General features: G+C 55.8%; 10 protein-coding genes. 6 read left to right on the top strand and 4 right to left on the bottom strand.

Annotated elements, in window-relative coordinates; all coding sequences use genetic code 11:
• Positions 1 to 401 precede the first annotated feature (401 nt).
• Positions 402 to 3,182 (top strand): flavocytochrome c, encoded by a 2,781-nt coding sequence (locus INF73_RS15625; RefSeq protein ID WP_193542889.1) that lies wholly within the window; start codon positions 402 to 404, stop codon positions 3,180 to 3,182.
• Between the two features lie 58 nt (positions 3,183 to 3,240).
• On the top strand, positions 3,241 to 4,203 hold the full coding sequence (locus tag INF73_RS15620; protein WP_063437814.1) for an FAD:protein FMN transferase: 963 nt from the start codon (positions 3,241 to 3,243) through the stop codon (positions 4,201 to 4,203).
• On the opposite strand, the gene dcuR is transcribed toward INF73_RS15620, so the two are convergent.
• Together dcuR and INF73_RS15610 are read right to left on the bottom strand one after the other, a co-directional pair.
• Positions 4,184 to 4,903 carry a two-component system response regulator DcuR gene (dcuR, locus tag INF73_RS15615; RefSeq protein WP_028013719.1) on the bottom strand — a complete coding sequence of 240 codons (720 nt, stop codon included), beginning with the start codon at positions 4,901 to 4,903 and terminating at the stop codon, positions 4,184 to 4,186. The genes INF73_RS15620 and dcuR overlap by 20 nt on opposite strands.
• The gene (locus INF73_RS15610) at positions 4,900 to 6,516 is read right to left on the bottom strand and encodes a sensor histidine kinase (RefSeq protein WP_193542891.1); all 1,617 of its coding nucleotides are present in this window, start codon (positions 6,514 to 6,516) and stop codon (positions 4,900 to 4,902) included. The genes dcuR and INF73_RS15610 overlap by 4 nt, the downstream gene beginning before the upstream one ends.
• Positions 6,517 to 6,681: 165 nt before the next feature.
• On the opposite strand from INF73_RS15610, the gene INF73_RS15605 reads away from it, so the two are divergent.
• Positions 6,682 to 7,560: an N-acetylmuramic acid 6-phosphate etherase gene (locus tag INF73_RS15605; protein ID WP_193542893.1), complete on the top strand. Its 879-nt coding sequence runs from the start codon at positions 6,682 to 6,684 to the stop codon at positions 7,558 to 7,560.
• Between the two features lie 42 nt (positions 7,561 to 7,602).
• On the opposite strand, the gene ompC is transcribed toward INF73_RS15605, so the two are convergent.
• The gene (gene ompC, locus INF73_RS15600; protein ID WP_047367847.1) at positions 7,603 to 8,769 is read right to left on the bottom strand and encodes a porin OmpC; all 1,167 of its coding nucleotides are present in this window, start codon (positions 8,767 to 8,769) and stop codon (positions 7,603 to 7,605) included.
• A gap of 285 nt (positions 8,770 to 9,054) precedes the next feature.
• Between ompC and INF73_RS15595 the strand changes: the two genes are divergently transcribed.
• The 3 genes from INF73_RS15595 (at position 9,055) to INF73_RS15585 (ending at position 11,705) form a co-directional block, all read left to right on the top strand.
• Positions 9,055 to 9,756, top strand: a complete 702-nt coding sequence (locus tag INF73_RS15595; protein ID WP_045260359.1) for a phosphohydrolase — start codon at positions 9,055 to 9,057, stop codon at positions 9,754 to 9,756.
• Positions 9,757 to 9,817: 61 nt separating this feature from the next.
• On the top strand, positions 9,818 to 11,233 hold the full coding sequence (locus INF73_RS15590) for a DNA cytosine methyltransferase (protein WP_049000107.1): 1,416 nt from the start codon (positions 9,818 to 9,820) through the stop codon (positions 11,231 to 11,233).
• Positions 11,214 to 11,705 carry a very short patch repair endonuclease gene (locus tag INF73_RS15585; protein WP_041909351.1) on the top strand — a complete coding sequence of 164 codons (492 nt, stop codon included), beginning with the start codon at positions 11,214 to 11,216 and terminating at the stop codon, positions 11,703 to 11,705. The genes INF73_RS15590 and INF73_RS15585 overlap by 20 nt, the downstream gene beginning before the upstream one ends.
• Here INF73_RS15585 and yedA read toward each other — a convergent pair.
• Positions 11,677 to 12,591, bottom strand: a complete 915-nt coding sequence (gene yedA, locus INF73_RS15580) for a drug/metabolite exporter YedA (protein ID WP_193540494.1) — start codon at positions 12,589 to 12,591, stop codon at positions 11,677 to 11,679. The genes INF73_RS15585 and yedA overlap by 29 nt on opposite strands.
• Positions 12,592 to 12,710 lie beyond the last annotated feature (119 nt).

Below are 12,710 nucleotides of genomic sequence, written 5' to 3'. Positions count from 1 at the left end.
AACAGAATTGCAGCGTTATTTTTATGCTTTTATTAATAACCACTCTGGCGTATGTGGTTATTATCTTTTTTGCGGGTTTATTTTATCATTTCTGTAACAATTTGAATTTTTAATAATTGCTATTTAGTTGATTTTAAAGAGTGTTTTTGGTTTTTGGTGTAATGGTTTTACCATTTTTTATTTAACGTATTTTAAAATATTGTGAATGCCTGAATGACAATCGCTAACACCAATGTATTATTAGTGTTATTACAGGGATTAAATAGTTTTTTAACTAACGTAATAGCTTTAGAAACTAAAAAAATCATTATATTAATATCATGACATCGGCAAAGAACGACGAAATAAAAAAATTAATCCGATAACGAATTCTCAATTTTTAAAAGTTTGGAGTTTCTATTATGAGCACTAACGAACGCATTCTTAGCCCCTTCACATTACCGAATGGCACTGAACTGAAAAACCGTTTGTTAATGGCCCCTATGACCACCTGTACCGGCTATTATGACGGCACCGTCACCAGCGAGCTGGTGGAGTACTATCGGGCCCGTTCCGGCAGCATTGGCACCATCATCGTGGAGTGCTGCTTCGTCGACGATCTCGGCCTCGCCTTCCCGGGCGCAATTGGTATTGATAACGACGAGAAAATCGCCGGGCTGGCGAAAATCGCCAAGGCCATTAAATCCAAAGGCTCTAAGGCCCTGCTGCAGATCTACCACGGTGGCCGCATGGTTGATCCGAAACTGATCGGTGGCCGTACCCCGGTTGGCCCAAGCGCCGTGGCCGCGCCGCGTGACGGTGCCGCAACGCCGGTTGCCCTGACCGCCGAAGAAGTGGAAGGCATGATCGGCAAGTTTGGTGAAGCCGTGCGCCGCGCCATCCAGGCCGGTTTTGACGGTGTGGAAATCCACGGGGCGAACACCTACCTGATTCAGCAGTTCTACTCTCCAAACTCTAACCAGCGCGACGACGAGTGGGGCGGCAGCCGCGACAACCGCGCGAAGTTCCCGCTGGCGGTGCTGGACATCACCCACAAAATGGTGCGCCAGTACGCGGACGACGCGTTTATTATTGGCTACCGCTTCTCCCCTGAAGAGCTGGAAGTGCCGGGCATCCGCTTTGAAGACACCATGTACCTGCTGGAAAAACTGGCGGCGCGCGGCGTGGACTACCTGCACTTCTCCGTCGGCGCGACCCTGCGTCCGTCCATTGTCGACACCCAGGACCCGACGCCGCTGATCGAAAAATATTGCGCGATGCGTTCTGAAACGCTGGCGCAGGTTCCGGTGATGGGCGTGGGCGGCGTGGTGAATGCGTCAGACGTGAATGAAGCGCTGGATCACGGTTACGACCTGATTGCCGTTGGCCGCGCCACTATTGCCTACCCGGACTGGACCGACCGCATCGCGACGGGTGAAAGCCTTGAGCTGTTTATGGACAGCACCAAACGCGAGGAACTGAGCATTCCTGAACCGCTGTGGCGCTTCTCGCTGGTGGAAGCGATGATCCGCGACATGAGCATGGGCGAATCGAAATTCAAACCGGGCATGTTCACCGAGAAGGTGCAGGACGACGCGAACGAGCTGGTGATTAACGTCAGTCTGGAAACCGACCGCATTGCGGACATCGAGCTGGCCTCTGGCCCGAGCGATGACGTTGAGTTCGTCACCAGCTTTGAAGAGATCCGTACCCGCATTCTGGACGCCAATACCCCGCACGTGGATGCCATCACCGGTGCAACCAGCCAGAGTGAAGCGGTGAAGAAAGCGGTCTCTAAAGCGATGCTGAAATCCAGCAAAGCGCTGGCAGCGGAAGAGGGCGTTGACCCGAACGAAACCCGCAGCGTGGACGTGGTGGTGGTCGGTAGTGGTGGCGCCGGTCTGGCGGCGGCGATTCAGGCTCACGACGAAGGCGCGAGCGTGCTGATTGTTGAGAAGATGCCGACCATCGGCGGGAACACCATTAAAGCCTCTGCCGGTATGAATGCCGCCGAAACCCGCTTCCAGCGCGTGAAGGGCATTCAGGACAGCAAAGAGCTGTTCTACCAGGAAAGCCTGAAAGGCGGCGGCAACAAGAACAACCCTGAACTGCTGCGCCGCTTTGTCGAGAACGCGCCGCAGGCGATCGAGTGGCTGGCAACGCGCGGCATCATGCTGAACGACATCACCACCACCGGTGGGATGAGCATCGACCGTACTCACCGTCCAAAAGACGGCTCTGCGGTGGGGGGCTACCTGATCAGCGGCCTGGTGCGTAACGTCAACAAACGCAACATCGAGGTGATGCTGGATACCTCCGTCAGCGACATCATCTTCGAGAACGGTGAAGTGACCGGGGTTCGCCTGACCACTGAAGAGAACGAAACCGTCACCGTGGCAGCGAAAAGCGTGATCGTGGCGACGGGCGGCTTCAGCGCCAACAGCCAGATGGTCGTCAAATACCGTCCGGATCTGGAAGGTTTCGTTACCACCAACCATAAAGGGGCGACCGGCGGCGGCATCGCGCTGCTGGAGCGCATCGGGGCAGGCACCGTGGATATGGGCGAAATTCAAATTCACCCAACCGTTGAGCAAAACACCTCTTACCTGATTTCCGAATCCATCCGCGGGGGCGGGGCGATTCTGGTCAACCAGAAAGGGGAGCGCTTCTACAACGAAATGTCGACCCGCGATAAAGTCTCGGCGTCAATCATCGCGCTGCCGGAAAAATACGCGTACATCGTCTTTGACGAGCACGTACGTGCCAAAAACAAAGCCGCGGATGAGTACATTGCGAAAGGCTTCGTGACCAGCGCCAGCTCGCCAAAAGCGCTGGCGGAAGCGCTCGGTATGGATCACCACGCTTTTCTCGCGACCCTGGAACGTTACAACGGTTTCGTTGAAAAACAGCACGATGACGATTTTGGTCGTACCACCGCGCTGCGTGCGCCTATCAACGAAGGGCCTTTCTACGCTATTCAGATTGCGCCAGGCGTGCACCACACCATGGGCGGCGTGACCATCAACACCGAAACCTGCGTGCTGGACAGCAACCACAACGTACTGCCGGGGGCGTTTGCGGCGGGTGAAGTGGTCGGGGGGATCCACGGCGGCAACCGTATCGGCGGTAACGCGGTGGCGGATATCATTATTTTTGGTACCCTTGCAGGACATCAGGCGGCGATGCGCTCAAAAAGAACGTAAGGCTCCTGTCTCCCCGGCGGCGCGGTGCCTGCCGGGGCTACATCTGAGGACACATGCAATGCCTGATAGCCATCGCGTTTACAGCTACTCCGCCGTTCTGATGGGCTCGCCCATTCTCCTGAAGCTCTTCTCCCATGACGAAGCCCTCGCGTCCCGCGTTTTCCGCCTGATCAAACAGTACGAAGATCTCCTCACCGTTAACCGGGCGCATTCCCAGGTGATGGACATCAACCATGCGGCGGGCCAGCATCCGGTTGCCGTCAGTCGTCCGGTGTTTGAACTGATCCGCTGTGCCAAAGCGGCAAGCATGCTAAAAGACAGCGCGTTCAACCTGGCGATCGGCCCGCTGGTGAAGCGCTGGAAGATTGGCTTTCAGGGAGACAGCGTTCCGCCTGCCGATGACATTGCGTCCCTGCTGGCGATAACCCGGCCCGAGGAGGTCATCCTTGATGAGGCGCAGACCAGCGTGTTTCTGACCAGATCGGGGATGGAGATTGATCTGGGTGCCATCGCCAAAGGCTATATCGCCGACCGGGTGCGGGACTACCTGCGCAAAGAGGGTGCTGAGCTGGGGCTGATCAACCTCGGCGGAAACATCCAGACGTTAGGCTCGCCGGAAGGGGGCTGGAGTGTGGGGCTAAAAAAACCGTTCGCCGGTGACGCGCTGATCGGTGCGATGACGGTGGAGAACCTCTCCGTGGTGACCTCGGGAACGTACGAGCGCTACTTCGAGCAGAACGGCAAGCGCTATCACCATATTCTCGATCCGCGCACCGGGTATCCGCTCGACAACGAGCTGGAGAGCGTCACTATCATTTCAAAAGACTCCATTGACGGCGACATCTGGACCACGCTGATGTACGGCATGGGGGTAGAAAAGGGCTGTGCCGCCCTGCGCGCGCGCCCCGATATTGAAGCTATCTTTGTGACCAAAACAAAAGAAGTGGTGATCTCCTCGATGCACCACTTCCGTTTTACCCTTCTGGACGAGAGCTACCGCGTTATTGGCAGTACTGTTTGAGCAGCCCGATCTGTTCCGGCTGTAAGCGGTAGCGATACACCGGACGCCCGGTGGCGCCGTAGTGAATGCTGGTGAACAGAATGTTGATCTGCGCAAGCCAAATCAGGTACTTACGGCAGGAGACGCGGGAGATATTGACTGCGTTAGCCAGATCGTCGGTGGAAAATTCCGTCTCCGGGTGGCCATCAATCCACTGGCAAATCGTGCGCAGCGTTTGCGGCGTTAACCCCTTCGGCAATTTTTTAGTGTCCGCCAGCTCCGGCGCGCCGCCGTGGATCAGCCTGTCGACGTCCGCCTGCTCGTAATACTGGTGCGAGCCCATCAGGCTGTGCTTTGCCTTCCAGCCGTTCAGCGCCTCTTCAAAGCGCGGGAACTGGAAAGGCTTTATCAGATAATCCACCACGCCGTAGTGGATGGAGGTCTGGATCGTGGCGGCATCGGCGGCCGAGGAGATCATTATCACATCAATCGGGCGGCCTGACGCGCGAATATCGGGCAGCAGATCCAGCCCGTTATCCTGCTGCATGTAGACGTCCAGCAGCACCAGATCGACAGGCTGGCTGGGGTTATTGATAAAGGCCCTGGCCTGATTGAGCGTGGAGGCGACGCCGCAGCAGCTGAAGCCTTCAACACGGTTGACGTACAGACGGTTGAGGTCGGCTACCATGGCGTCATCATCGACAATTAATACATTTATCACGCGATATTCCTCTCGCTATCCCAGGGGATGTGAACAAAAAATTGGGTAAATACGCCAGGCTCAGACTCGACGGTAATATCGCCGCCCAGGTTCTGGATCTGCTGGCGAGCAAGGAACAGCCCAACGCCGCGGTTTTCACCTTTTGTTGAGAACCCCTTAGTAAAAATAGCCTCCAGCTGAGTGGGATCAATGCCGGGGCCGTCGTCGCTGACTTCGCAGCTGAGCCAGCCATTCTGATAATGCAGCAGCAGGCCAATCTCGCCTTCCTGCTGTCCTGCCATCGCGTCGAGCGCGTTTTCGATTAAGTTACCAAGGGCGGTGATCAGCACCGCAACCTGCTCTTCACTGGCGGTATCCGGTATCAGGCTTTCATCCGCCAGCGTCAGGGTGACGCCGGCCTCTTTCGCCCGGTTGATTTTACCCAGCAGGAATCCGGCAACGACCGGGGACTTTACCTTGCTCTGGATCGTGCCAATGTCCGTCTGGTAATTATGCGCCGTCTGGATGATGTACTCCTCCAGCTTGTCGTAGCGCTTCATGTGCAGCAGGCCGAGGATCACATGCAGTTTATTCATAAACTCGTGCGTATGGCTGCGCAGGGCGTCGACGTAGTTGACCATGCCATCAATACGCTGCATCAGCTGGCTGATTTCCGTTTTATCGCGGAAGGTGCTGATAGCCCCGATCACCCGATTCTGGCTTTTGACCGGCACCATGTTGCAGAGCAGCAGTCGTCCGTTGCAGCTGATCTCCTGATCCTGACGCGCAACCCCGGTTTTCGATACCTCACGCAGGTTTGCCAGCAGCGGCTCGCTGGTGTTTTCGGTCTGCTTGCCGGAGGGAAGAAGTAATATCTCTCTGGCAGCGTGGTTAATCATCGTCACGCGGCCGTGAATATCGACGGCCAGCACCCCTTCGCGAAGCGACTGCAGCATCGCCTGGCGCTGTTCGAACAGGGCGGAGATTTCATAGGGTTCGAGCCCGAAAAGAATGCGCTTCAGCACCCGTACCAGACCCCAAATCGCCATCGAACTCATAAATATGCTGAACAGAATCGTCCAGAGCGCGTTCAGCCGCCCGCGGGCTATCTGGTCTTCCACCTTTTTGAGGGAAATCCCCACCACGACGACACCGATCTGATCGTGTTGGCTGTCATAGACCGGCGTGAAAACGCGAAGCGCCTCGGCGAGGGCGCCGCGGTTAACCGAGACATTCTCTTTGCCTTCCAGCGCGGGTTCCAGATCGTTGCCGATAAAATGCAGGCCGATGAGCGCCTCGTTAGGGTGCGAGTAGCGAATCCCCCGCATGTCGGTCACCACGGTAAGCAGCAGATCGTTGCGTTGGGTAACGGCTTTGGCGATGGGCTGAATGATGTCGGCCTGCGGCGACTGCATCAGGCCGCGCTGGATCTCCGGGCTGTCGGCCAGCGTGCGGGCGATGCCCAGAGCGGTATCTTTTACATCATCGCGGGTCGCCCGGGTGATCTGCACGGAATAGAGCGCAAAAACCACCAGCAGCACAGAGGCGATAATCGCGGACACCATCAACGTGACCAGCGTGTACAGTTTCATGGGGCGCTTGCGCGTCAGAGGGAAAGGCTGCAGATCGCTCATCAACACTCCGCGATGATTAAGAAAGGGAGTGATTATCGCTGATGATGGGCTTTTCTTAAAGCCATGTAAAAGCGTCGATTTACTCTTCTTTTCGTGACCCCACTCGCAGGTCATCTATATAAAACACTTTATAGTGTGTGGGTACTCATAATAAGGAGGCTGTTTATGAGCATTACGCTTACCGGTTCAGTCAAGGAAAGACGGCACGCCAGCACGATGAATATAGATAGATTGTCCACGCTGGACATGCTGAAGGTTATCCACGAGGAAGATGCACGCATTTCTGCTGCTATAACCCCCTGCTTAACGACAATCGCCCGTGCGGTGGATAACGCCTCCTCGGCGCTCAACCACGGCGGCCGTCTGGTGATTGTCGGCGCGGGCCCGTCAGGCTGCATCGCACAACAGGCTGCAGATGAGTATGCGCCGGGTAAAACGCCGGTAATTGCCGTGACGGCAGAAGAGGGGGATGGGAGCTACGAGCGCGGGGTGGCTGATCTGCAGGCCATTAAATTTGATGAGCACGATATGATGCTTGCCGTGACCGTCAGCGGAAAAACGCCGTGGGTCTGGGGGGCAATGCGGCATGCATGGTCGTTGGGTTCACCGGTCGCCATTATTACCGGTGATGCGCAAAGTGAAGCCGCGCAGTTGGCGAGTATGGTTATTGCTCCCGAACTGGGTGCCGATGTGGTGGCCGGCTATCTCAACACCAAATCGGGGATCGCGCAAAAAATGATCCTCTCAATGATTACCACGGCGCTGGCCGTTCGTACCGGGCGCGTTTACAGCAACCTGCGCGTGGATCTTGAGGCAAGCAATACCAAATGGGCCGAACGGCAGATCGCCATCGTGATGGAGGCGGGGGGATGCACCCGAGCGCAGGCAAAAGCCGCGCTGGAGAGCTGTAACCACCACTGTAAAACGGCGGTGTTGATGGTGCTGACCGGTCTGGATGCGTGGAAAGCCCATGAGCTGCTGGCGCAGAATAACGGGTTTATCCGCGTGGCGCTGCAGGAAGCGCCGAAAAATAGTGTCCCTTGAAACAAAAAAGCCCGCAAATGCGGGCTTTAATATTTTCAGGGATCAGAACTGGTAGATCATGCCGATGCCAACAATGTCATCGGTTGCAATACCGTTGTCATTGTAGAAGGCGTCATCTTCGTCCAGCAGGTTGATTTTATAATCAACGTAGGTGGAGAAGTTCTTGTTGAAGTTGTAGGTCATGCCCAGGTCGATGTAGTTAACCAGATCCTGGTCTACATAGTCATAACCATTGCGTGGGTGATAATCGTTACCGCCCAGATCGATGCCTTTGGAATAGACCCATGCCAGGGATGGACGCAGACCGAAGTCAAACTGGTATTGCGCTACGGCTTCAAAGTTCTGCGTTTTGTTGGCGATGCCGTCGCTGCCGTACGGCGTCATGTTGCGGGTTTCCGCGTACATCATCGCCAGGTAGACGCCTTGAGCATCATATTTTGCGCCAACGGTCCATGCGTCTGCACGGTCACCGCCTGCGTATTTGCTGAAGCGGTTATAGTTGCCCGCACCATAAGCAACCTGATCGTTGGTACGGTCAGAGGAAGAATACGCCGCACCCAGCGTCAGACCGAAGTCGAAGTCATAGGTGGTAGACATACCGAAGCCGTCGCCGTTCTGGAAGCGTACGTCGTCGTGACCGTTTTTGGTGCCTTCCTGATCTTCGTTAGCGTTTGCGCCTTCGTTAGCACCCTGATACTGCAGCGCGAAGTTCAGGCCATCAACCAGACCGAAGAAATCATTATTACGGTAGGTCGCAACACCGTTGGTACGGCCAACCATATAGTTGTCAGTCCAGGTGTAGGAATCGCCACCAAATACCGGCAGCATATCGGTCCAGGCTTCAACGTCATACACGACGCCGTAATTACGGCCATAATCAAATGAACCGTATTCGCCATATTTCAGGCCCGCATAGGCCAGACGGTTGAAAGAGGTATCCCCGGCGTCTTCGGTATCATTTGCGTAGGTTTTATATTCCCACTGACCGTAACCGACCAGATCGCGGGTAATCTGTGTTTCGCCTTTGAAACCAATCTGCACGTAGGTTTCGTCGCCGTCGTCGCCCGCGTTGTCGGAGAAGGTGTGACGCGCGTCAACCTTGCCGTACAGGTCAACTTTATTGCCGTCTTTGTTATACATTTCAGCCGCGTTTGCCGCGCCAGCCATTAATAATGCGGGTACAAGAATTGCCAGAACTTTTCTTTTCATTATATATTCCCTTTAAAGATAATTTATATGAATATATGTAATCACCCTCCGTAATTACGTGTCTGATACTATTCTATGGCTCGTAAATTTGGTTCAAAAATAAATGTAATTAAACCAGTGAAAATATTACAAAATATTTCCAAGGATCTCTTTATTTTTCAAATGAATTAATCGCTTGAAAGTATTGCGGGTAATTATTATTAAGTATTTCGGGGTTCTATTTTTTAATTTATTTTATTTAGCTATGTTATAATTCAGTGCCCATTTTCGTAACAGGAAAGGATGATGGAACTCATACAGTGGCAGCAGCGCTTTGAATCCTGGCTTGATGAACATCACGCGACCGACGACACCGCGCACGATATTTCACACTTCCGTCGCGTCTGGCTGACGGCGCAGAAAATCATGGTTCATCACCACGTCGACCCGCTGACGATCCTGACCGCCTGCTATTTTCACGACATCGTTAGCCTGCCGAAAAATCATCCTGAACGCAGCCAGTCGTCGCGTCTGGCTGCCCGCAGAACGCGGGACATTCTGCACCGCGATTTCCCTGACTTCCCGTCCGATCGCTATGCCGCCGTGGAGCACGCCATCGAGGCGCACAGTTTCAGCGCCGGCCTGACGCCGTACACGATTGAGGCCAAAATTGTCCAGGATGCAGATCGTCTGGAGGCGCTGGGGGCGATTGGCCTGGCGCGCGTGTTTGCCGTGTCAGGCGCGCTGGGCGTACCGCTTTTTGACGCGGACGATCCGTTTGCCGACGCGCGCCCGCTTGATGACCGGGCGTTTGCGCTCGATCATTTTCAGACCAAGCTGCTGCGCTTGCCTGATACAATGCAAACCGACGTCGGGCGCGAGCTCGCGCAGCACAACGCCGATTTTCTGATTCAGTTTATGGCGAAACTCAGTGCCGAATTACAGGGCGACTGCATCGGGCTGGATAGCCAGATTCAACACCGCTTCCGTCGCAGTTTGCGAAAGTGAACTGTGGTAATCTGTTTCCAGTCTTTATTGCCCGGTTAAAAGAATGCAGGAAAATCGATCAGTGACAGAGCCCGCGCCTGAGCAGGCTGAGAAGTCAACGGCAACGGTGCAGGCATTACTGCGCCAGCTGCTGGATATTTATGACGCTAAAACGCTGGCAAACCAGCTGGTGGCGCACGGCGAGAGCCACTGGAGCCCGGCCATCCTTAAGCGACTGCTGACCAGCGATCGGGCAGGGCGCCGCCTGAGCGAAAGCGAGTTTCGTTATCTGCAAGACCTGCTTCCGCGGCCGTCTGCCGCGCACCCGAACTATGCCTTCCGCTTTATCGATCTGTTTGCCGGCATCGGTGGCATCCGGCACGGCTTTGAAGCTATCGGCGGTCAGTGCGTGTTTACCAGCGAGTGGAACAAACATGCGGTACGCACCTATAAAGCGAACTGGTACTGCGATCCGCATGAACATCATTTCAACGCCGATATCCGCGACGTTACCCTGAGCCATAAAAGCGGCGTCACGGATGAACAAGCCGCCGAGCACATTCGCCAGACGATTCCGGCGCATGACGTGCTGCTGGCGGGCTTCCCGTGCCAGCCTTTCTCGCTGGCCGGCGTCTCCAAAAAGAATGCCCTCGGGCGTGCCCATGGTTTTGCCTGCGATACGCAGGGAACGCTGTTTTTCGATGTGGCCCGAATCATTGACGCCCGTCGCCCGGCCATATTCGTGCTGGAAAACGTCAAGAACTTAAAGAGCCATGACGGTGGAAAGACCTTCCGCATTATCATGCAAACGCTGGACGAGCTGGGCTATGACGTGGCTGATTCCGAGGACATGGGCGCGGATGACCCGAAAATTATCGACGGGAAACACTTCCTGCCCCAGCATCGCGAACGCATTGTGCTCGTCGGTTTCCGCCGCGATCTCAATCTGAAGGGGGATTTCACCCTGCGGGATATTCCCTCCTTATACCCCGAGCGTCGTCCAACGATTGCCGACCTGCTGGAGCCGGTGGTCGACGCGAAATTTATCCTTACCCCAATCCTGTGGAAATACCTCTACCGCTATGCCAAAAAGCATCAGGCCAAAGGCAACGGCTTCGGGTTTGGCATGGTGAACCCAAACGATCCGCACAGCGTGACCCGCACGCTGTCCGCTCGCTACTATAAAGACGGCGCGGAAATCCTGATCGACAGAGGCTGGGATAAAGCGCTGGGCGAGAAAGATTTCGACGATCCGCAAAACCAGCGTCACCGTCCGCGTCGCCTGACGCCGCGGGAGTGCGCCCGACTGATGGGCTTTGAAACGCCGCAGGGCTACCGCTTTCGCATTCCGGTTTCGGACACCCAGGCTTACCGTCAGTTTGGCAACTCGGTGGTGGTGCCCGCGTTCGCGGCGGTGGCAAAACTGCTGGCCTCGCGCATCAGACAGGCGGTGGCGCTCCGCCAGGGTGAGGCCGTCAATGACGGACGTTCACGATAAGGCCACGCGGAGCAAAAACATGCGTGCCATCGGCACGCGTGACACCGCGATAGAAAAGCGTCTGGCCGGGCTTCTGACGCAGGCGGGCTTCGACTTTCGCGTGCAGGATCCCGCACTTGCGGGTCGCCCGGATTTCGTCATTGACGCGTATCGGTGCATTATCTTCACCCACGGCTGTTTCTGGCATCATCACGACTGCTACCTGTTTAAAGTTCCGGCGACGCGCACCGATTTCTGGCTGGAGAAGATTGGCAAGAACGTTGAGCGCGACGCGCGCGATCTCGCCACGCTTGTCGCGCAGGGCTGGAGAGTGCTGATCGTCTGGGAATGTGCGCTGAGAGGGCGGTTAAAGCTGAACGATGCCGATCTGAGCGAACGGCTGGAAGAGTGGATCTGCGGCGGCGGCCAGGCCGCGCAGATCGACACCCAGGGGATCCACGCGCTTACGGTTTCTCCACCTCGCAAGGCGTAACCACGGGCTTTGCCGGCAGCAAATATTTGCCTAAGGTCACCAGCACGACGGCAAAAACAATCACCCCTAAAGCTAACCACTCAACCGGAGAGAGCGTTTCACCGCCAAGCCCGGTGCCGAGCAGCACGGCCACGACCGGGTTGACGTAGGCATAGCTGGTGGCAACCGCCGGTGAGACGTTACGGATCAGGAACATATAGGCGTTGATGGCGATGATTGAGCCAAACAGCGCCAGATAGCCTACCGCCAGGAAGCCCGACAACGGCGGCAGGGTAGTCAGCTCCTCTCCCGTCAGGGCTGAGGCCAGCAGCAGCACAATCCCAGCCGCAAGCATCTCTATTGCCCCCGCCATCATGCCGGTCGGCAGTTCGATACGCGAACCGTATACGGAACCAAACGCCCAGCTCATCGAGCCGATAAGGATAATCACTGCGCCCCACGGATTCCCGCTCAGGTTACCGCCGCTGTTGAGCAGAATGATGCCGGCAAGGCCGATGCCAATCCCCAGCCACTCCAGCTTGCGGGTGCGGATGCCGAAAAGGCGGCTGAAGCAGAGGGTAAACAGCGGTACGGTGGCAACGACCACGGCGGCGATCCCTGACGGTACGTTCTGGTGCTCGGCAATGGTCACAAAGCCATTACCGACCGCCAGCAGCAGCATGCCTATCAGGGCGGCGTTCAGCATTGGGCGGAACGGTGGAAGCTTATGCCCGCGCAGCAGCAGGAAGGCCAGCAGCAGCACACCCGCCGAGAGGAAGCGAATGCCCGCCATCATCAGCGGCGGCCAGCTTTCCACGCCGATGCGAATGACAAAATAGGTGGAACCCCAGATGATATACAGCGAAAAAAGTGCCCCGATAAGCGGAAGCAGTTGCCGGAAACGCATAATCCCTCACGACGAAATAAAAAGGTCGCTGATAGTAAACGCGAAAACTATCGCGCTGGCGAGCCCTTTAATTGTGTTGTTGATGTGAATTTTTTGTTGACGAAAGCTGCCTGTTTCCG

This window comes from Enterobacter cloacae complex sp. P6RS (assembly GCF_014982245.1).
Classification (GTDB): domain Bacteria; phylum Pseudomonadota; class Gammaproteobacteria; order Enterobacterales; family Enterobacteriaceae; genus Enterobacter; species Enterobacter bugandensis.
This window is presented reverse-complemented; position numbering and strand designations above follow the sequence as displayed.

Bases quoted from the DNA above. Each gene is read 5' to 3' on its own strand.
- INF73_RS15625 (WP_193542889.1), top strand. From the start codon at position 402: ATGAGCACTAACGAACGCATTCTTAGCCCCTTCACATTACCGAATGGC.
- INF73_RS15620 (WP_063437814.1), top strand. From the start codon at position 3,241: ATGCCTGATAGCCATCGCGTTTACAGCTACTCCGCCGTTCTGATGGGC.
- INF73_RS15610 (WP_193542891.1), bottom strand. From the start codon at position 6,516: ATGAGCGATCTGCAGCCTTTCCCTCTGACGCGCAAGCGCCCCATGAAA.
- INF73_RS15605 (WP_193542893.1), top strand. From the start codon at position 6,682: ATGAGCATTACGCTTACCGGTTCAGTCAAGGAAAGACGGCACGCCAGC.
- ompC (WP_047367847.1), bottom strand. From the start codon at position 8,769: ATGAAAAGAAAAGTTCTGGCAATTCTTGTACCCGCATTATTAATGGCT.
- INF73_RS15595 (WP_045260359.1), top strand. From the start codon at position 9,055: ATGGAACTCATACAGTGGCAGCAGCGCTTTGAATCCTGGCTTGATGAA.
- INF73_RS15585 (WP_041909351.1), top strand. From the start codon at position 11,214: ATGACGGACGTTCACGATAAGGCCACGCGGAGCAAAAACATGCGTGCC.
- yedA (WP_193540494.1), bottom strand. From the start codon at position 12,591: ATGCGTTTCCGGCAACTGCTTCCGCTTATCGGGGCACTTTTTTCGCTG.